Origin of the sequence: Mycobacterium sp. VKM Ac-1816D, from assembly GCF_000416385.1 — a bacterium.
In the GTDB taxonomy this organism is placed as follows: domain Bacteria; phylum Actinomycetota; class Actinomycetes; order Mycobacteriales; family Mycobacteriaceae; genus Mycobacterium; species Mycobacterium neoaurum_A.
Genome location: NZ_AOHQ01000136.1, coordinates 88899 through 107993, shown reverse-complemented (window position 1 = coordinate 107993; position 19095 = coordinate 88899). Strand labels below are relative to the sequence as shown.

Annotated in this window: 19 protein-coding genes; 11 read left to right on the top strand and 8 right to left on the bottom strand. The window is 68.4% G+C overall.

The window, feature by feature from the left end; genetic code table 11:
* The 3 genes from G154_RS14295 (at position 1) to G154_RS14280 (ending at position 1984) form a co-directional block, all read left to right on the top strand.
* Positions 1-834 carry a sulfurtransferase gene (locus tag G154_RS14295; RefSeq protein WP_019511110.1) on the top strand — a complete coding sequence of 278 codons (834 nt, stop codon included), beginning with the start codon at positions 1-3 and terminating at the stop codon, positions 832-834.
* Position 835: 1 nt separating this feature from the next.
* Positions 836-1138, top strand: a complete 303-nt coding sequence (locus G154_RS14290; RefSeq protein ID WP_023986283.1) for a DUF1416 domain-containing protein — start codon at positions 836-838, stop codon at positions 1136-1138.
* Positions 1139-1315: 177 nt separating this feature from the next.
* Complete coding sequence (locus tag G154_RS14280) at positions 1316-1984, top strand: FABP family protein (RefSeq protein ID WP_019511107.1); 669 nt, start codon at positions 1316-1318, stop codon at positions 1982-1984.
* 289 nt (positions 1985-2273) lie between these two features.
* Here the strand turns inward: G154_RS14280 and G154_RS14275 are convergent, their stop codons facing one another.
* Positions 2274-3068 (bottom strand): aminodeoxychorismate lyase, encoded by a 795-nt coding sequence (locus G154_RS14275; RefSeq protein WP_031601692.1) that lies wholly within the window; start codon positions 3066-3068, stop codon positions 2274-2276.
* A gap of 31 nt (positions 3069-3099) precedes the next feature.
* On the opposite strand from G154_RS14275, the gene G154_RS14270 reads away from it, so the two are divergent.
* A complete protein-coding gene (locus tag G154_RS14270) occupies positions 3100-4170 on the top strand; it encodes a folate-binding protein YgfZ (RefSeq protein WP_019511105.1) in 1071 nt (356 codons plus the stop codon).
* A 142-nt stretch (positions 4171-4312) separates the two neighbouring features.
* Positions 4313-4519: a DUF3073 domain-containing protein gene (locus G154_RS14265; protein WP_019511104.1), complete on the top strand. Its 207-nt coding sequence runs from the start codon at positions 4313-4315 to the stop codon at positions 4517-4519.
* 42 nt (positions 4520-4561) lie between these two features.
* Here G154_RS14265 and purM read toward each other — a convergent pair whose 3' ends face one another.
* Positions 4562-5638 carry a phosphoribosylformylglycinamidine cyclo-ligase gene (gene purM, locus G154_RS14260; protein WP_019511103.1) on the bottom strand — a complete coding sequence of 359 codons (1077 nt, stop codon included), beginning with the start codon at positions 5636-5638 and terminating at the stop codon, positions 4562-4564.
* A 119-nt stretch (positions 5639-5757) separates the two neighbouring features.
* Here purM and G154_RS14255 point away from each other — a divergent pair, with 119 nt between their 5' ends.
* On the top strand, positions 5758-6180 hold the full coding sequence (locus G154_RS14255; protein ID WP_045546361.1) for a cupin domain-containing protein: 423 nt from the start codon (positions 5758-5760) through the stop codon (positions 6178-6180).
* 21 nt (positions 6181-6201) lie between these two features.
* Here the strand turns inward: G154_RS14255 and purF are convergent, their stop codons facing one another.
* Positions 6202-7752, bottom strand: a complete 1551-nt coding sequence (purF, locus tag G154_RS14250; protein WP_019511101.1) for an amidophosphoribosyltransferase — start codon at positions 7750-7752, stop codon at positions 6202-6204.
* 147 nt (positions 7753-7899) lie between these two features.
* On the opposite strand from purF, the gene G154_RS14245 reads away from it, so the two are divergent.
* Positions 7900-9216, top strand: coding sequence for a hypothetical protein (locus G154_RS14245; RefSeq protein ID WP_031601694.1), 1317 nt, complete (start codon positions 7900-7902; stop codon positions 9214-9216).
* On the opposite strand, the gene G154_RS14240 is transcribed toward G154_RS14245, so the two are convergent.
* Positions 9213-9593 carry a sterol carrier family protein gene (locus G154_RS14240; RefSeq protein ID WP_019511099.1) on the bottom strand — a complete coding sequence of 127 codons (381 nt, stop codon included), beginning with the start codon at positions 9591-9593 and terminating at the stop codon, positions 9213-9215. The two genes, G154_RS14245 and G154_RS14240, sit on opposite strands and share 4 nt — an antisense overlap.
* Positions 9594-9610: 17 nt before the next feature.
* Here G154_RS14240 and G154_RS14235 point away from each other — a divergent pair, with 17 nt between their 5' ends.
* Positions 9611-10819: an MCE family protein gene (locus G154_RS14235; RefSeq protein WP_019511098.1), complete on the top strand. Its 1209-nt coding sequence runs from the start codon at positions 9611-9613 to the stop codon at positions 10817-10819.
* Between the two features lie 10 nt (positions 10820-10829).
* On the opposite strand, the gene G154_RS14230 is transcribed toward G154_RS14235, so the two are convergent.
* The 3 genes from G154_RS14230 to G154_RS14220 form a co-directional block, all read right to left on the bottom strand.
* Positions 10830-12542 carry an alpha/beta-hydrolase family protein gene (locus G154_RS14230; protein ID WP_019511097.1) on the bottom strand — a complete coding sequence of 571 codons (1713 nt, stop codon included), beginning with the start codon at positions 12540-12542 and terminating at the stop codon, positions 10830-10832.
* Complete coding sequence (purL, locus tag G154_RS14225; RefSeq protein ID WP_162269060.1) at positions 12539-14812, bottom strand: phosphoribosylformylglycinamidine synthase subunit PurL; 2274 nt, start codon at positions 14810-14812, stop codon at positions 12539-12541. Before purL ends, G154_RS14230 begins: the two co-directional genes overlap by 4 nt.
* A 94-nt stretch (positions 14813-14906) precedes the next feature.
* Positions 14907-15257, bottom strand: coding sequence for a VOC family protein (locus tag G154_RS14220; RefSeq protein WP_023986285.1), 351 nt, complete (start codon positions 15255-15257; stop codon positions 14907-14909).
* A gap of 85 nt (positions 15258-15342) precedes the next feature.
* Here G154_RS14220 and G154_RS14215 point away from each other — a divergent pair, with 85 nt between their 5' ends.
* Complete coding sequence (locus tag G154_RS14215) at positions 15343-15945, top strand: hypothetical protein (RefSeq protein WP_019511094.1); 603 nt, start codon at positions 15343-15345, stop codon at positions 15943-15945.
* 24 nt (positions 15946-15969) lie between these two features.
* Here the strand turns inward: G154_RS14215 and G154_RS14210 are convergent, their stop codons facing one another.
* The gene (locus G154_RS14210) at positions 15970-17223 is read right to left on the bottom strand and encodes a M18 family aminopeptidase (protein WP_023986286.1); all 1254 of its coding nucleotides are present in this window, start codon (positions 17221-17223) and stop codon (positions 15970-15972) included.
* A 51-nt stretch (positions 17224-17274) separates the two neighbouring features.
* Here G154_RS14210 and G154_RS14205 point away from each other — a divergent pair, with 51 nt between their 5' ends.
* Both G154_RS14205 and G154_RS14200 read left to right on the top strand, forming a co-directional pair.
* The gene (locus G154_RS14205) at positions 17275-18300 is read left to right on the top strand and encodes a Dyp-type peroxidase (RefSeq protein WP_019511092.1); all 1026 of its coding nucleotides are present in this window, start codon (positions 17275-17277) and stop codon (positions 18298-18300) included.
* Entirely contained in the window at positions 18297-19094 is a 798-nt protein-coding gene (locus G154_RS14200; protein ID WP_019511091.1) for a family 1 encapsulin nanocompartment shell protein, read from the top strand. The genes G154_RS14205 and G154_RS14200 overlap by 4 nt, the downstream gene beginning before the upstream one ends.
* The last annotated feature ends 1 nt before the right edge of the window (position 19095 follow it).

The following is a 19095-nucleotide window of genomic DNA, read 5'->3' as shown; positions in this document are numbered from 1 at the left end:
ATGGCACGCTCCGACGTCCTGGTCTCCACCGACTGGGCCGAGAGCAATCTCGACGCACCGAACACGGTGTTCGTCGAGGTCGACGAGGACACCTCCGCCTACGAGGGCGGGCACATCGCCGGCGCCGTCCGCATCGACTGGAAGACCGAGCTGCAGGACCAGGTCAAGCGCGACTTCGTCGACCAGCAGCAGTTCTCGAAGCTGCTGTCGGACAAGGGCATCGCCAACGATGACACCGTCATCCTCTACGGCGGTAACAACAACTGGTTCGCCGCCTACGCCTACTGGTACTTCAAGCTCTACGGCCACGAGAACGTCAAGCTGCTCGACGGTGGACGCAAGAAGTGGGAGCTCGACGGACGCCCGCTGGTCACCGACGTGCCGAATCGTCCCGCTACGTCGTACACCGCCAAGGCGCCCAACAACGACATCCGCGCCTTCCGCGACGAGGTGATCGCCGCCATCGGTGAGAAGAACCTGGTCGACGTGCGCTCCCCCGACGAGTTCTCCGGCAAGATCCTCGCCCCGGCGCACCTCCCGCAGGAGCAGAGCCAGCGCGCCGGCCACATCCCGACCGCCATCAGCGTGCCATGGAGCAAGGCGGCCAACGAGGACGGCACGTTCAAGTCGGATGAAGACCTGGCCAAGCTATACGCCGATGCCGGCCTGGACGGCGACAAGCTGACGATCGCCTACTGCCGCATCGGCGAGCGGTCCTCGCACACCTGGTTCGTGCTGCAGGAGCTGCTCGGCCACAAGAACGTCAAGAACTACGACGGTAGTTGGACGGAATACGGCTCCCTGGTGGGTGCCCCGATCGAGTTGGGAAGTTGATATGTGCTCTGCCCCTAAACAAGGACTGACGTTGCCCGCCGGCGTCGACCTGGAGAAGGAAACCGTCATCACCGGCCGTGTGGTCGACGGTTCCGGCCAGGCCGTGGGCGGTGCCTTCGTCCGGCTGCTCGACGGCTCCGACGAGTTCACCGCCGAGGTCGTCGCATCGGCCACCGGTGACTTCCGCTTCTTCGCGGCGCCGGGCAGCTGGACCCTGCGTGCTCTCTCGCCCGCCGGAAACGGCGATGCCAGCATCAGCCCGACCGGTGCCGGCATCCACGAAATCGACGTCAAGGTCGCTTAGTCAAGGCTCAGTCGACGTGCGGTGGCACCGCGCCCGGGCCTCGGCTCGAGCGCGGTGCCCATCGGCGGTTAGGATCATCGACGTGGTTCTGTTCTTCGAATTCCTGCTCGTGGTGGCCGTCGTCGTCATCACGTGGTTCGCGCTCTACGCCGTCTACCGGCTCGTCACCGACGAGGGGTGAGCGGTCCGAGGCCTTCGGACGGCGAGTCCGTTGCCCCCGGGTCGGGTGACCGGGCGGTCGCTGCTGCGGCCGAACGGGCCAAGATCACCGCGGCCCGCAACATCCCTTCCTTCGACGACCTCCCGATTCCCGCCGACACCGCGAATCTGCGCGAGGGCGCCGATCTCCACGACGGTTTGTTGGCGCTGCTTCCCCTTGTCGGGGTGTGGCGCGGCACCGGCGAGGGCCGCGACGGCGCGGGTGACTACCACTTCGGGCAGCAGATCATCGTCTCGCACGACGGTGGGGACTATCTGAACTGGGACTCCCGCTCGTGGCGACTGTCCGAGACCGGTGAGTACGTCGGCCCCGCGCTGCGCGAGACCGGTTACTGGCGGTTCGTCAGCGACCCCGCCGATCCCGACGAAACCCAGGCCATCGAGCTGCTGCTGGCCCATGCGTCGGGTTATATCGAACTCTTCTACGGCACTCCCCTGAATCAGGCGTCCTGGGAGCTGGCCACCGACGCATTGGCTCGCAGCAAATCCGGGCAACTGGTCGGCGGGGCCAAGCGGCTCTACGGCATCGTCGAGGGCGGCGATCTGGCCTATGTCGAGGAACGCGTCGACGCCGACGGCGGGCTGGTACCGCATCTGTCGGCGCGGCTCACGCGCTTCATCGGCTGAGCGCCTTCACTGCACCGATAGCGGGGCCGCCCGTGAAACGGAGCAGCCCCCGAGCCGTTTGATCTCGGTTGGACCAACCAAGGGCTCGGGGGCCGGGTGGCTACTTGGTATTCGCCAGCGCTCGCAGGGTGCGCGAAACGCGTGTGCGAAGAGCCAAGACGCTCATCACACTCCTGGTGCTGCTAGCTAGCAGCCACCTCACTTGTCCGTATGTCACTCAATTTCTCGGACCACCTCCCTTCCTGTGTACGAGCGACCGTACTCCCAGAAGCCGGGTCCGACAACCGATTTAGCCGGTGATCGCGCTCTCGACCAATCGGGCCAGGTCGTCGGCTCCGGGAGCAGGCGCGAGCGCCACTCCGTCCAGGGTGTGCACCCTGGCGGCGAGAGTCACCGCCGAGAGCAGCCAAACACCTTGCGCCGCAACAAGATCGGCGACCGTCAACGAGCGGTAGGCGCAGCGCGGGGCGATATCGAACAACGCGGCCACCGTGGTGCCCGCCAGGATCGGCAGGGTGGGCGGCGGACTGAGCAGAGTTTCGCCCACAGCGATCACGACCGACGACCGCGGCCCCTCCAGCACGGTGCCCGCCGCATCGACGAAGACGACATCGTCGGCACCACGGGCCTGCGCATGCCGCAGCGCCGCCGAGTTCACGGCGTAGGACAGCGATTTCGCACCGGAGATCCGCCCCCGCGGCCCGGGATCCAGCGTCAGTGCGGCCACCCCGTCGCGGCGCGACCGCAGGGCACGCTCCGGCACATCGGAGACCGTCACGAAGGAGACCCGCGGTCCGTGCACCAGTCGCAGGACACCGTCGCCCGGCCGATGCGCCAGGGCCACCTCGACGGTGTCCCGCCAGCGCTGCAGGTCAGGCGCGGGCAGCCCGACCAGCGCGGCGGACACCGCGAGCCTGCCGAGGTGGGCATCCAACAGGCAAGGTTCACCGGCGCGCAGCAGCACCGTCTCGAAAACCCCGGTGCCACGGATCAACATGGGGTCGGTGGCACCGACCAGCGGGGCGGACGGGGACCGCACCACCCCGTCCAGGGTCACCACCACGTCGGCGGATCGAGGGGGCATCCGGGCAGCGTAGCGGTCGTAGCATGGATGCATGTCTGCCGTTCCCGCCCCCGAATCAGGTCCCGACGCCGGCGCGGTCTGGCACTACGGCGATCCGCTCGGCGAGCAGCGGGCCGCCGCCACCGCCGCGGTCGTGGTGGACCGCTCCCACCGGGCCACGCTGCAACTCACCGGCGCCGAGCGTAAGAGCTGGTTGCACACCATCTCCAGCCAGCACGTCAGCGATCTCCCCGACGGCGCGGTGGCCGAGAACCTGAGCCTCGACGGCCAGGGACGTGTCGAAGACCACTGGCTTCAGACCCAGCTCGACGGCGTCACCGTGCTGGACACCGAACCCTGGCGCGGCCAACCGTTGCTGGACTTCCTGCGCAAGATGGTCTTCTGGGCCGATGTCGTCGTCGAGCCCGCCGACCTGGCGGTGCTCTCGCTCATCGGTCCCGCGGCGCCGAAGGCCTTGGCCGATCTCGGCCTGGTGGTGCCCGCCGCACGGTGGACCGCGACACCGCTACCCGGTGGCGGCTTCCTGCGCGCGGTGTTCGCCGACGAGTTCGACCTGGTGGTTCCCCGCGCCGACAAGGACGCGTGGCTGTCCAGGCTCGACGGCGCGGGTGTCCGGCCGGCCGGGGTGTGGGCCTACGAGGCGCACCGGGCGAGCGCGCGGCGCCCGCGCCTCGGTGTGGACACCGACGAGCGCACCATCCCCCACGAGGTGGGCTGGATCGGTGGCCCCGGTCAGGGTGCGGTGCACCTGGAGAAGGGTTGCTACCGGGGCCAGGAGACCGTCGCCCGGGTGCACAACCTCGGCAAGCCGCCGCGGATGCTGGTGCTCGTGCAGCTCGACGGTTCTGTCGACCGACCGGCCACCGGTGATCCACTGCTGGCCGGCGGCCGCGCGGTGGGCCGCCTCGGTACCGTCGTCGACCATGTCGACGACGGCCCGATAGCGTTGGCGCTGGTCAAGCGAGGTATACCGGCCGATACGGCACTGGTCACCGGGGGCGAGGTCGAGGTGGCCGCCGCTATCGAAGCCGAGTCGATGCCGCACACCGAGCATGTCGGCGCGGGCAGGTTGGCGGTCGAGAAGCTGCGCGGCAGCCGCTGATGGAGCGCTGACACCGCTGGTAGGTAGGGCCTACCAGCGGTCCGCCCCGAGGCACGGTAAGGTATCGGCAGGACAATAAACACACTCAGATCGGAGCCGCCTGCACGTTGGGCCGCTCCGTTATTGCGCGAGGGGGTCCCCTATGGGCCGCGGCCGGGCTAAGGCAAAGCAGACCAAGGTTGCTCGAGACCTGAAATACAACACGCCAGAGACTGATTTCGAGCGGCTTCAGCGCGAACTGTCCAACGGCGGTCGCAGCAGCGGCGGTGCCGACGACTTCAACGGCAGCGCCGATGATTTCGGTGGACCCGCCGATCGCTATGCCGACGAGGACGACTGGCGTCGCTGACGCCGGCCGGCGTCCCCGCGGCCGGCGACCCTCGACGGGTCCCTAGAACCGCGGGTGACGCCCGACGAGCTGAGCTCGAACCCCATCCTTTGCGCCCTTGGCCACTGTCCCCACCGGCCAGCACGCGAGGTGGCGAGCGGTGAGAATCGCCAACGCGCGGTCGGTGTCCTCCGGCGCGACGATGGCGACCATACCGACGCCCATGTTGAACGTCCGTTCCATTTCGGCACGCTCGATGCGCCCGCGCTGGGCGATCATGCCGAAGACGGGCGCCGGGGTCCAGGTGCCACGATCCAGCTCGGCCACCAGGCCGGGCGGGATGATGCGCTCCAGGTTGCCCGCGAACCCGCCACCGGTGATGTGGCAGAACGTGCGTACCTGTGTCTCGGCAGCCAGCGCCAGGCAGTCCTTGGCGTAGATGTAGGTGGGCTCCAGCAGCTCCTCACCGAGGGTGCGGCCGAACTCCTCCACGTGGCCCGAGAGATCCATCCGATCGATCTCCAGGAGGACCTTGCGCGCCAGCGAATAGCCGTTGGAGTGCAGGCCGGTGGATGCCATCGCGATGATCACATCGCCGGGCTTGACCCGGTCCGGACCGAGCACGTTGTCGGCCTCCACGACGCCCACACCGGTGGCCGAGATGTCGTAGTGGTCGGGTTCCATCAGGCCGGGATGTTCGGCCGTCTCACCGCCCAGCAGCGCGCAACCGGCCAGTACGCAGCCGTCGGCGATACCCGAGACGATTGCGGCGACCCGCTCCGGGACGGTCCGTCCCACCGCGATGTAGTCCTGCAGGAACAGCGGCTCGGCACCACACACCACGAGATCGTCGACCACCATGGCGACCAGGTCCAGACCGACGGTGTCGTGCTTGTCCATCGCCTGGGCGATGGCCAGCTTGGTGCCCACCCCGTCGGTCGAGGACGCCAGCAGCGGCTCGCGGTACCCGTCGCGCAGCGCGAACAGCCCGGCGAACCCGCCGAGACCCCCGCGTACCTCCGGCCGGGTCGCCCGCTTGGCAAGGGGTTTGAACAGCTCGACGGCGCGATCGCCCGCCTCGATGTCCACGCCGGCCGTTGCATAGGAAATACCGTGTTGTTCGTCGTGTCCCTGACCCATGTCAGCGACCCGCCCGTTGAAGCTCGCTCATCGGGCCCAAGGCTACCCGGTCTGCGTCCACCGATCGCATCCTGCAGACCGGTCCCGCTCACGCCCCGGCTGTGAGAGCGTGACCAGTCATGACCAGATTGTGTGGGGCGCTGCTCGTCGGGATGGTGTCGTTGGGCTGGACGGCTCCCGCGGCAGCCACCCCCGGGGAGGGTGTGCAGGGGACCATCCTGGTGCAGTCCACCGGTGACGGCCAGGACTATGTCACCAAGGAGCTCACCATCGCCCCCGGCGGCAGCACCGGCTGGCACTGGCATCCCGGCCAGGTGTACGGCGTGATCCGCTCCGGCACGCTGACCCATTACTCGGCCGACTGCTCCGTCGACGGGACCTACCCGGCGGGCAGCGCCATCACCGAGACCGTCGGGCCGGGCTATGTGCACGAGGGACGCAACCTGGGACCCGACCCGCTGGTGATGTGGGTGGGCTACATCGTGCCCGCAGGCTCCCCGCTGGCCAATTCGGTGGACAACCCGGGCTGCCCGTTCCAGTGATCCGCCCCGCGGGGCCGGAAGTCACGGCCGCCGGACGGCGTCCGCGTTGTCCCCGCCGGCGTTCGTCGACTCCAGCGGGAGGCCGTTGCGTGCGGCACTGGCCAGCATGTGCTCGATGACGTTCTTGCCCAGCGCGGACTCGCCGGGAAGTTCGATCGGGTAGTCACCGTCGAAACATGCCGAGCACAGCCGCGATGCGGGCTGTTCGGTCGCGGCCACCATGCCCTGGTGGCTGATGTAGCCCAGCGTGTCGGCGCCGATCGCCCGCCGGACCCCTTCGAGCATCTCCGACTCATCGGCGGAGTTGCTGGCGGCGTTGGCGATCAGTTCGGCAGGCGTGGCGAAGTCGATCCCGTAGAAACACGGCCACTTCACCGGCGGCGAGGCGATCCGTACGTGGACCTCCACCGCCCCCGCCTCACGCAGCATCCTGATCAGTGCCCGCTGCGTGTTACCGCGCACGATCGAATCGTCGACGACGATCAGACGCTTTCCGCGGATGACCTCTTTGAGCGGGTTGAGCTTGAGCCGGATACCCAGCTGACGAATGGTCTGGGACGGCTGGATGAAGGTGCGGCCCACATAGGCGTTCTTCATCAGGCCCTGGCCGTAGGGAATGCCGGAGCCCTGTGCGTAACCGACGGCGGCCGGGATGCCCGATTCGGGGACGCCGATCACCAGGTCGGCGTCGACGGGATTCTCGGCGGCCAGCCGACGGCCGATGTCGACGCGGGTGGCGTGGACGGAGCGGCCACCGATGACGCTGTCGGGCCGGGCCAGGTACACGTACTCGAAGACGCAGCCCTTGGGGGTCGGGTTGGCGAAACGGGTGGACCGCACGCCGTCGGCGTCGATCGCCAGGAGTTCACCGGGCTCGATATCGCGCACGAAGGAGGCGCCGACGATGTCGAGGGCGGCGGTCTCCGAGGCGACGACCCAGCCGCGGTCGAGGCGGCCCAGCGACAGCGGGCGCACACCATGCGGGTCGCGGGCTGCGTAGAGGGTGTTCTCGTCCATGAACGTCAGGCAGAACGCACCGCGCACGGTGGGCAGCAGCGCCAGCGCCGCCTGTTCCAGGGTGGAGTCGGCGGCACCGTGCGCCAGCAGCGCGCCGAGGATGTCGGAGTCGGTGGTGGCGGCTGGGGCGCCGCGGGTGTCGATCAGGCCCGCCGCCCGCGCACGTGTCGCCAGTTCGGCGGTGTTGACCAGGTTGCCGTTGTGCCCGAGGGCGACTCCGGTGCCCGCGGCGGTGTTGCGGAAGACCGGCTGGGCGTTCTCCCACGTCGTGGAACCGGTGGTCGAGTACCGGCAGTGCCCGACGGCGACGTGTCCGTGCATGGCGGCCAGGGTCTGCTCATCGAACACCTGGCTGACCAGACCCAGATCCTTGAAGACGAGGACCTGAGCACCGTCGGCGACCGCGATACCGGCCGCCTCCTGGCCGCGATGCTGCAACGCGTACAGGCCGTAGTACGTGAGCTTGGCCACGTCCTCGCCGGGAGCCCAGACGCCGAAGACGCCGCACTCCTCTTTGGGGTCGGTCTCGTCAGGCTCTACCGGCGCGGAGGTCACGATGGCTGCTCCCTGGGGGCTGGGGGTGACGCCGCCAGTCTACGGTCATCGGTGCCGAAAAACTCAACAGCAAGATGGTTTTCACCACCCCCGGGTGGGGGTTGACCCCATTCCGCCGCCGGTATCCGGCAACTACCGTCAGCTGATGTGTGGAATTTAGTGACGAAGGTCGCATTCCGTTTCTGCGTCATCTACTTCGGATTGTTCTGTTTGTGGTTCGCGCAGATCACCTACGCGTTCGCCGGCGTCATCGCGCTGTGGCTGCCGCCCGGTGCGGTGATGTGGCAGATGCTGTTGACCGATCCGGTCAACATCTGGGTGGGCCGCACGGTCTTCGGTATCGATGCGGCGATCCGCCGGGACTCGGGCAGCGGCGACCAGGCCGCGATCTGGGTATCGATCCTGTGTCTGCTGATCATCGCCGTGCTCGGCACCGCGCTGTGGTCGGTCCTGGACCGGCGGCGGACCGATTACGCCCGGCAGGCCGTCTGGTTCACGGTCTTCCTACGGCTGTGTCTCGGCGGGCAGATGCTGTTCTACGGGTTCGCCAAGCTGATCCCCACCCAGATGCCGACCCCGCCGCTGCCGGCTCTTGTGCAACCTCTCGGCGAGTTCAGCCCGATGTCGATGCTGTGGCTGCAGGTCGGCACCTCCCATCCCTACGAAATGGCCCTCGGTGCGGTGGAGGTGACGGCAGGCCTGCTGCTGTTCTGGCCGCGCACCGCCGTGCTGGGCGCATTGTTGAGCCTGCTCAGCATGGGCCAGGTGTTCCTGCTGAACATGGCCTTCGACGTCCCCGTGAAGATCCTCTCGTTCCACCTGCTGCTGATCAGCATCGTGCTTCTCGCCCCGCATCTGCGGCGTCTTGCCGATGTGCTCGTGCGCCACCGTGCTGTGCAAGCGGCGCCGACACCACGGCTGTTCGCATCGGATCGCTCGAACCGCATCGCCACCGCCGTGCAGATCGGTCTCGGGGTATGGATCAGCATCGGGCTGGCCGTCATGGGCTGGCAGGCGTGGCACCAATACGGTGACGGACGGGCAAAACCCGAACTCTACGGAATCTGGACGGTAACCGACTTCCGCGTCGACGATCGGCAGGCACCGCCACTGACCACCGACCGATTCCGCTGGCAGCGAATGATTTTCGACACAGAGGGGATGGTCACGATCCAGTGGATGGACGGCGGTCTGCGTGACGCGCCGCTGCAGTTCGATGCCGAGCAGCGGCGCCTTGAGATCACGACCCCGCTCCCGAAGCCGGACGGTGAGACCGCTCCGGCGGCGGATCCGGCCGAGTTCGCCGAGTTCGATGTCACCAGACCCGCGCCGGATCGCCTGGAGCTGACCGGCACGCTGCAGGGTCGCCCGGTCACCATGGAGCTGGAATCGGTTGACCTGGAGAGCTTTCCGCTGCGCAGCCGGGGGTTCCACTGGGTGCAGGAGTATCCCTACATGCGCTAGCCGGGCAGGGTGACCAGGGGCAGCGCGTCGGCGATCTCGGCGGCCCGGGAACCCGACAGGTGCAGGCGGGGGTCGGTCATCGCGGTCAGTCCGGTGACCAGACGCAACCAGGTGTGGGCGTCGGTCTCCACCACATTGGGCGGTGTGCCACGGGTGTGTCGGGGCCCGGCGATGCACTGCACCGCGACGAACGGCGGCACCCGCACCTCGACGCTGGCGCCGGGTGCGGCCGCGGCGAGGGTGCGGGCGGTCAACCGCACCGCGGCGGCGATATCGGCCCGGGCCGGCGCGGGTTGGGTGTCATCACGTAACCAGTGCGCCACGGCCAGTACCGCGGCACGTGTCTCTGCCGGATCGGCAGTGCGGCGGGCCACCATCGGAATAGTGTCGCAAAGTGGCTTTCGTCGACCGGTCGGCACCGCCGTACCGGGTGGCGGGTGCGGTGGCCCTGGTGCTGCTGGCCGCCGCCGGTGTGCTGCTCTATCAGCAGTTCCGCGGTGAGTTCCGCTCACGTGTGGAGCTCACGTTGCTCTCACCGCGCGCCGGTCTGGTGGTGGACCCGGGCACCAAGGTCACGCTCAACGGTGTCGAGATCGGTCGCGTCAGCCGGATCGCGCCGACGCCGGCCGGCCAGGCCCGGCTGACCCTGCTGGTCGATCCGCGGTACCTGGCGTTGCTACCGGCCAATATCGGGGCAGAGATCAAGGCCACCACCGTGTTCGGCAACAAGTACGTGGCGCTGGCCGCACCGGGGCATCCGGTGGGACCGCACGCCCGCGCGCACGACGAGATCACCGCGACCTGGGTCAGTACCGAATTCAATTCCCTGTTCGAAACGGTGCTCACCATCGCCGAGCGGGTGGATCCGGTGCAGTTGAACCAGACGCTGACCGCGGCCGCCCAGGCGCTGGGCGGCCGCGGTGGCACCTTCGGCGCGTCCCTGTCCGACGGCAACGCGATCCTGGCCGCGCTCAACGAGCGACTGCCCCAATTCCGCCGCGACGTCCGCGCGGTGACGGCGCTGGCCGACCGCTACGCCGAGAATGCACCGGACCTGTTCGACGGCCTGGCCGACGCCGCCACCACGGCGGACACCCTCGATGATCAACGCGGCCACCTGGACGCTGCCCTGTTGGCCGCCGTCGGTGTCGGTGGTACCGGCACCGACATCATGGAGCGCGCCGGACCGTATCTGGTGCGCGGGGCCCACGATCTCCTTCCCACCGCGACGCTGTTCGACTACTACAGTCCGCAGCTGTTGTGCACCCTGCGCAACTATCACGATGCGGCACCGCTGATGGCCCAGGTGTTCGGTGGGGACAACGGTTTCTCGTTGGACTCGGCAGGCACCATCTTCGGCCTCGGCGGGGTCGGCAATGCCTACGTGTTCCCGGACAACCTGCCGAGGGTGAACGCCCGCGGCGGTCCTGGCGGCCGTCCCGGCTGTTGGCAGAAGATCACCCGGGAGCTGTGGCCCGCACCGTATCTGGTGATGGACACCGGGCTGTCCATCGCGCCGTACAACCATGTCGAGCTGGGATCCCCGATCTTCACCGAGTATGTGTGGGGCCGTCAGATCGGCGCGCCGACCATCAACCCCTGATCCGTTCGCACTAGCCGCGATCCCAACCGCGTTCCAGCCCGGCCCTGACCCGCTCGGTGTCCGCGGCCGTCCAGCCCGGCGGCGGTGCCACCGCGGCCCAGCCGTCGAGCACGGTCTCGCCGTAGTTGTGCCCGTGCCCGTCGGGCACGCCGGACGCATTCGTCATATCGGCGCTCACCTGCCAGAACGTCACGATCGGGTACCAGCGCATCGAGGCCGTGCGGTCGGCGCCACGCGGTTCTGTCAACCAATCGGGCCGGGAGAACACGAGATTCGGCGACCACCAAACCACCGGATCGGAGGCGTGCTGCAAGAACAGCACCCGGGTCCCCTCCCAGCGCGGTGCGGCGGTCCTGGCCACCTCGGCCGGATCGTAGGCCGGGGAGAAACGCACCGTCCGGCCGTTGTCGTAGCGGGGTTCGACCTCGGTGGTCCCCGGGTCCCGGCGCTGCACCAGACCGCTCCACAACGAACTCTCGTGCGGCGGACCGACCCACAGCACGGCGGAGAAATCCATCTCCGCGATATCGGGTAGCCAACCGAACGCACCCTGCCCGCCGTAGGAGCCCAAACTCTCGCCGTACAGAAGCAGTTTCGGGCGACGGTCTTCGGGCAGCGCGGCCCAGCGGCCGTGCACACCGTCGATCATGGCCCGCGCCGAGTCGACGGACTTCTCCCGGTCACCGAGGAACGAGATCCAGCTGGGCAGATACGAATACTGCATCGCCACGAGCGCGGTGTCACCGTTGTACATGGCCTCGATGGCGTCGGCGGCCACCGGATTCACCCAGCCCGTGCCCGTGGTGGGGATCAGGACCAGCACCGCGCGGTCGAAGGCATCGGTGCGTTCGAGCTCGCTGAGCAGCACCGCCACCCGCTGCTCATCAGTGTCCGCGGTCTGCAACCCGGCGTACACCCGGATCGGTTCGCGGGCCGGACGTCCGTTCAGAGCGGTCAGGTCGGCCGCGTCCGGACCGCCGGCCACGAAGCTGCGGCCCTGGTAACCCAGGGAGTCCCAGGACGCGAATGAGGCCGGGCTGCCGGATCGCTGGCTCGCCGCGGGTTGGCTGACCCCGGGGGCGGTGGTCGCGTTCTGCGGTTGGAACACCTGGCCGGCGCCGGCCAGGAAACCCCGGTAGAGCACACCATTGGCCAGCATGACGCACAGCACCACCACGACGGCGGTGCCGATGAAGAACGCCACCTCGCTGTGCAGGTGCCAGCGCCGGATCAAGGCACGGGCAATGAGTTTGACCAGATCGACCAGCACCCGCCAGGTCGCGATGCACGCCGCGGCGACCAGCACCGCCAGGAGCAGCGTGCGCATGTAGCCCGGGGTCTCGGGTCCCTCGATACCCATCAGCGCCGATACCTGGCGCTGCCAGCGGGCCGCGGGCACCAGCATGGCCACCGGGGCGATCAGCGCACCGGCGACCGTCGCGATCTTCATGATGTGCAGGACCGGGGTGCGCGGGGGCCACCATGCGCGACCCCGAAGGACGAAGCGCCGCAGCAGCTTTGCCAGCAGAACACCGATGCCGTAGCCGATGGCGGCGTTGATACCGCCGATCAGTCCGGCGAACAGCCAGTCCCTCGGCAGCAATGACGGTGTCAGCGAGATGCAGAAGAACAGTGCACCGACGGCGACGCCGACGAAATCGAGTCGGACCAAGCTCCAGCCCCATACCAGTACGGGGTGCCGGACCGAGGTCCGCTCGATCACCCGAACAACCTGGGCAGCACGCCCTCCGAGGTGGCTCGCAGTTCGTCGAGCGTGATGCTGAACTGGCCCTGGACGTCCAGTGAGTCGCTGCCCTCGTCCGAGACGCCCACCCGGTCCACCGGAAGCCCGCGCGCCTCGCACATCGACCGGAACCGGCTCTCCTCGGTGCGCGGCACCGCAACCAGGACCCGGCCGGCAGATTCGGAGAACAGGAAGACGAAGGGATCCACTCCCTCGGGCAGCACCACCCGAGCGCCGGTCTCGCCGGCCAGGGCGGCCTCGACGATCGCCTGGATCAGACCGCCTTCGCTCAGATCGTGTGCCGCCGAGACCAATCCGTCCCGCGAGGCCGCGGTCAGCACCTCGGCGAGCAGCTTCTCCCGCGCCAGGTCGACCCTCGGCGGCACGCCGCCGAGGTGATCAGCGGTGACCTGCGCCCAGATCGACCCGTCGAACTCATCACGGGTGTCACCGAGCAGCAGCAATGTCTCACCGGGCTCGTTACCCAGTCCGGTGGGGATGCGCCGGGCCACATCGTCGATCACGCCGAGCACACCGACCACCGGGGTCGGCAGGATCGCGGTGCTGCCGGTCTGGTTGTAGAAGCTCACGTTGCCGCCGGTGACCGGGATACCAAGGGCCGCACAGCCGTCGGCGAGTCCGCGCACAGCCTGGGAGAACTGCCACATCACACCGGGGTCCTCCGGCGAGCCGAAGTTCAGGCAGTTGGTCACCGCGACCGGGGTGGCCCCGGTGACCGCCACGTTGCGGTAGGCCTCGGCGAGCGCCAGCTGTGCGCCCGTGTACGGGTCGAGCTGGGTGTAGCGGCCCGAGGCGTCGGTCGAGATGGCGACACCGCGGCCGGTCTGCTCGTCGATCCGCAGCACACCGCCATCGGCATGCTCGGCCAACACGGTGTTACCGCGCACATAGCGGTCGTACTGCTCGGTGATGAACGCACGGCTGCACAGGTGCGGGCTGCCCAGCAACGCCAGCAGGGTCGCCTTGAGCTCGTCGCCGGTGGCCGGGCGGGCCAGCTTGGCCGAGGTGTCGGCGATCAGGGCGTCCTGGGTGTCCGGGCGGGCGACGGGACGCTGGTACACCGGGCCCTCGTGGGCGACGGTGCGCGGCGGTACATCCACCACGGTCTCACCGTGCCAGGTGATCTCGAGGCGATCACCATCGGTGACCTCGCCGATGACGCTGGCCAGCACATCCCATTTGCGGCAGACGGCCAGGAACTTCTCGACGTTCTCCGGCGTGACGACCGCACACATCCGTTCCTGCGATTCGGAGGACAGGATCTCCGCCGGGGTCATATCGGCAGCGCGCTGCGGCACATTCTCCAGCTCGACGCGCATGCCGCCGTCACCGGCCGAGGCCAATTCCGAGGTGGCGCAGGACAATCCGGCACCACCGAGATCCTGGATACCGACCACCAGATCGGCGGCGTAGAGCTCCAGGCAGCACTCGATGAGCACCTTCTCCATGAAGGGGTCACCGACCTGCACGGCGGGCAGCTTCTTACGGCCCGGGCCGGAGCCCTCGTCGCCACCGAAGGTCTCACTCGCCAACACCGACACACCACCGATACCGTCCAGCCCGGTGCGGGCACCGAACAGGATGATCTTGTTTCCGGTGCCGGACGCGAAGGCCAGGTGCAGGTCCTCCTTGCGCAGCACGCCAACACACAGCGCGTTCACCAGTGGGTTGCCCGCGTACGACGGGTCGAAGACCGTCTCGCCGCCGATATTGGGCAGACCCAGGGAGTTGCCGTAACCGCCGATACCGCGCACCACGCCGTCGAGCACGCGGCGGGTATCGGGCGCATCGGCCGCACCGAAGCGCAGCTGGTCCATCACCGCGACCGGGCGGGCGCCCATCGCCATGATGTCGCGGACGATGCCGCCGACACCGGTGGCCGCGCCCTGGTAGGGCTCCACATAGGACGGGTGGTTGTGCGATTCGACCTTGAAGGTGACCGCCCAGCCGTCGCCGATGTCGACGACGCCGGCGTTCTCGCCGATCCCGGCCAGCATGCCTGCGCGCATCTCGTCGGTGGTCGTCTCACCGAAATAGCGCAGATGCACCTTGGAGGACTTGTAGGAGCAATGTTCGCTCCACATCACCGAGTACATGGCCAGCTCGGCGTCGGTGGGGCGGCGGCCGAGAATCTCGCGTATCCGCTGGTACTCGTCGTCCTTGAGGCCCAGTTCCCGGAAGGGCTGGGGTTGGTCGGGCGACGCTGCGGCGCGCTCGACGGTATCGATTTCCTGCGGGTGCGCGGATGTCACCAGGACAGTTTATTCGCTCCGCGTCACCGGCGGACGCCGCGCCGCCACCGGGCACCTCACCCGCCGGGTATCAGTGCCCGCCGGAGACGCAGAATGCGTTGCCGTCCGGATCGGCCAGCACGACCCAGCGGTACGCGTCGCCGATATCGTGCCTGCCGGTCTCGGTGGCACCGAGACCGATCAGCCGCGTCACCTCGACCTCCACGTCGGGTGCCGAGAAGTCCACGTGCACCCGGTTCTTGCCCGCGGTCGGGTCCGGCACGCGCTGGAATCCGAGCCGGGGCCCGCTCGGCAGCGCCACCATGACGAATTCGCCGGGCATCTCGGCGTTGAGGGTGCCGCCGGTGGCCTCGGTCCACCATTGGGCGAGGCGGTCCGGATCGGTGCAGTCGAACGTGATCATTTCTGGGCTGAGCGTCATGCGCGCACCATAGAGCAGTGCTCTGACATTTCCGGCGACATTTCCGCGCCGCGGGATCGCCGCGGGAAACCGGCACAATCGTCATATGCAGCGGCTGGTCTTCAGTGGTCATATCGCGGGCTTCGGCACCGACGCCGGGGTCCGGTTCGTCATCGGAGCCTGGCACTCCTCACCGTTCGGCCGCTTCGCCGATGTGATGGTGCAGACCCGCGATGACACCCGCATCCTGTTGGCACCCAGCGCCGAGATCGCCGAGTTCGTCTCGGCCACATACTCCTTCGACGAGATCAGGGTCGCCCCGGTGGCCGCCGATCTGGACGACGACCGGTTGCGGGTGCACACCGACGACCTCGACGTCACGGTGCGCCTCGGCGGCGCCGCCCGGTTCGACGGGCTGCTGCGGCTGGTGCCCGCACCGCTGGCGCGGGCACCGTGGTGGCTGCGGCTGATCAACCCCGTCGCCGCGGTCCTGGTGCCCGGCGTGCAGACCGCGGGCAGTGCGGGCAACGGCAGACGCGAGTACTACGGGGTCCGGCGCACGCGGCAGATCGACTCGGTGTCGGGGACATTCGGGGGCATCACCCTCGGCGGGCCCGCCGACCTGCACCCGCCGGTGCGGTTCGGGTTCTCCTCGGCACCGACCGACCCCCAACTGGTGACGGTCACCACCACCATCGACCTGCCGTGACGGGTCGGGCCCGGCTGTCGCGACTCAGGCCGGTGCCAGGAACGCCTGCAGGGCGGCCGCGTAGTCGGCAACGTCATGGGCGCCCATGATCTCGCGGGCCGAGTGCATGGCCAGCTGGGCGGCCCCGACGTCCACGGTGGGGATGCCGGTGCCCGCCGAGGTCATCGGCCCGATCGTCGACCCACACGGCAGATCGGCGCGGTGCTCGTAACGCTGCAGCGGAACCCCGGCTTGGGCACAGGCCAGCGCGAACGCCGCCGCGGTGCGCCCGTCGGTGGCATAGCGCAGGTTGGGGTGCACCTTGAGCACCGGGCCGCCGTTGACCTCGATCAGGTGACCGGGCTCGTGCCGCTCCGGATAGTTCGGGTGGGTGGCGTGCGCCATATCGCCGGAGGCGACCATCGACTGCGAGAGCCGGCGCAGGAAGTCCTGCCGGTCACCACCGGCGGCCAGGGTGATGCGCTCCAACACACTGAGCAGCAGATCGGACTGGGCGCCGTGATCGGACTGCGAACCGACCTCCTCGTGATCGAAGAGCGCGAGCACCGGCACGTGCCCGCTCGGCCGCGCGGCCAGCAGCGCCTGCACCCCGGCATGGCAGGTGACCTGATTGTCCAGCCGTGGTGCGCTGACGAAATCTCCGTCCACCCCGGTCACCGCGGACGGCGTCAGGTCGTGGGTCATGAGGTCGAAACCGAGCACATCGGCCTCGCGCACCCCGGCCTGCTCGGCGACGTAGCCCACGAAGGAGCGTCGCTCACCGATGCCCCAGACGGCGTTGACATGCCGCTGCGGGTCCGGGCTGACACCCTTGCGGTCCTCGGAGAGGTGGATGGCCAGTTGCGGGACCCGCAGGATCGGATCGTCGATCCGCACCAGCCGATGCGCCACCTGGCCGCCGTCCACGACGGACAGCCGGCCGCTGATGCCGAGATCGCGGTCCAGCCAGGAGTTCAGCCAGGCACCGCCGTAGGGCGCCAAGGCGACCACCTGCCAGCCGGCCACGATCCGGTCCGGGTGCTGTTTGACGCGCAGGTTGGGGCTGTCGGTGTGCCCCCCGACGATCCGGAACGGCATATCGCCGGACGTCGAATCCCAGGCCACCAGCGAACCGGCCCGCACGACGAAGTACGTGCCGGGTGAGTCGGGCCAGCTGTCGGATTCGGAGAGTTCGGTGTAGCCGGCGGCCTCCAGCTGCCGCGCGGCCGTCGCGCACACGTGGAACGGGGACGGCGAGGCGTCGATGAACTCACACAGGCTCTGGGGGGTAGCAGGCATCTTTTCATCTTGACCGGTGCGACGCCGTCCGGCCGCGCTAGGGTCTGCGATGTGTCCGATCTTGTTCCGCAGGCGGTGCTCGCGCCGCTGACCCCGGCGGCCATCTTCATGGTGGCCACGATCGACGACGGCGGTGAACAGACCGTCCACGATGCCCTCGGCGACATCTCGGGGCTGGTCCGCGCCATAGGGTTCCGCGATCCGACCAAACATCTGTCGGTGATCACGTCGATCGGATCGAAGGCCTGGGACCGGTTGTTCAGCGGCCCCCGCCCGGCCGAACTGCATCCGTTCATCGCGTTGGAGGGGCCGCGGCACACCGCCCCGTCGACGCCGGGTGATCTGTTGTTCCACCTCCGCGCCGAATCACTGGACGTGTGTTTCGAGTTGGCCGGCAAGATCGTCGCCGCGATGGACGGCGCCATCACCATCGTCGACGAGGTGCACGGCTTCAAGTTCTTCGACAACCGCGACCTGCTCGGCTTCGTGGACGGTACGGAGAACCCGGACGGCCCGGTGGCGGTGAGCGCCAGCCAGATCGGCGACGAGGATCCCGATTTCGCCGGCGGGTGTTACGTGCACGTGCAGCGCTACCTGCATGACATGTCGACGTGGAACGCGCTGTCGGTCGAGGAACAGGAGCGGGTGATCGGGCGCACAAAACTCGACGACATCGAACTCGACGACGCCGTGAAACCGGCCAATTCGCATGTGGCGCTGAATGTCATCTCCGACGAACAGGGCAACGAGCTCAAGATCCTGCGCCACAACATGCCCTTCGGCGAGATCGGCAAGGGCGAATTCGGGACCTACTACATCGGGTATTCGCGCACCGCCGCGGTCACCGAACGGATGCTGCACAACATGTTCATCGGCGATCCGCCCGGCAACACCGATCGGATCCTGGATTTCTCCACCGCGGTGACCGGTTGCCTGTTCTTCACCCCGACGGCCGATTTCCTCGATGACCCGCCGCCCATGCCAGGTGCGGCCGAACCCGCCCGCGCAGCAGCCACCAGCACACCCACCTATTCCGGTTCACTGTCGATCGGCAGCCTGAAAGGACAACCCCAATGAACAACCTGTACCGCGAACTGGCGCCGGTCACCGACGAGGCGTGGGGTGAGATCGAACAGGAGGCCACCCGTACCTTCAAGCGGCATATCGCCGGACGCCGGGTGGTCGACTGCACCGGCCCGACCGGCGCCACCACTGCTGCGGTGTCCACCGGCCATCTGCTGGACGTCACCTCCCCTGGCGACGGGGTGATCGCCCACCTGCGCGACAGCCGCCCGCTGGTGCGACTGCGGGTGCCGTTCACCATCACCCGCGACGCCATCGACGACGTGGAGCGCGGCTCGCAGGACTCGGACTGGGATCCCGTCAAGGACGCGGCCAAGAAGCTGGCGTTCGCCGAGGACCGGGCAATCTTCGAGGGTTACGCGGCGGCCAACATAGAGGGCATCCGGGCGGGCAGCTCGAATCCCGGCCTGGCGCTGCCCGAGGATCCGCGCGGCTATCCCGACGTGATCGCCCAGGCGCTCTCGGAGCTGCGGCTGGCCGGTGTCGACGGTCCCTACTCGGTGCTGCTGTCGGCCGACGCCTACACCAAGGTCAGCGAGACGACCGAACACGGCTATCCGCTGCGCGAGCACCTCAACCGGGTGGTCGACGGGGACATCATCTGGGCTCCGGCCATCGATGGCGCCTTCGTGTTGTCCACCCGCGGAGGCGATTTCGATCTACAGCTGGGCACCGACGTGTCGATCGGCTATTCGAGCCACGATGCCGACACCGTGCAGCTGTACCTGCAAGAGACGTTCACGTTCCTGAACTACACCGCCGAGGCGTCGGTCGCGCTGTCCGCCTGAT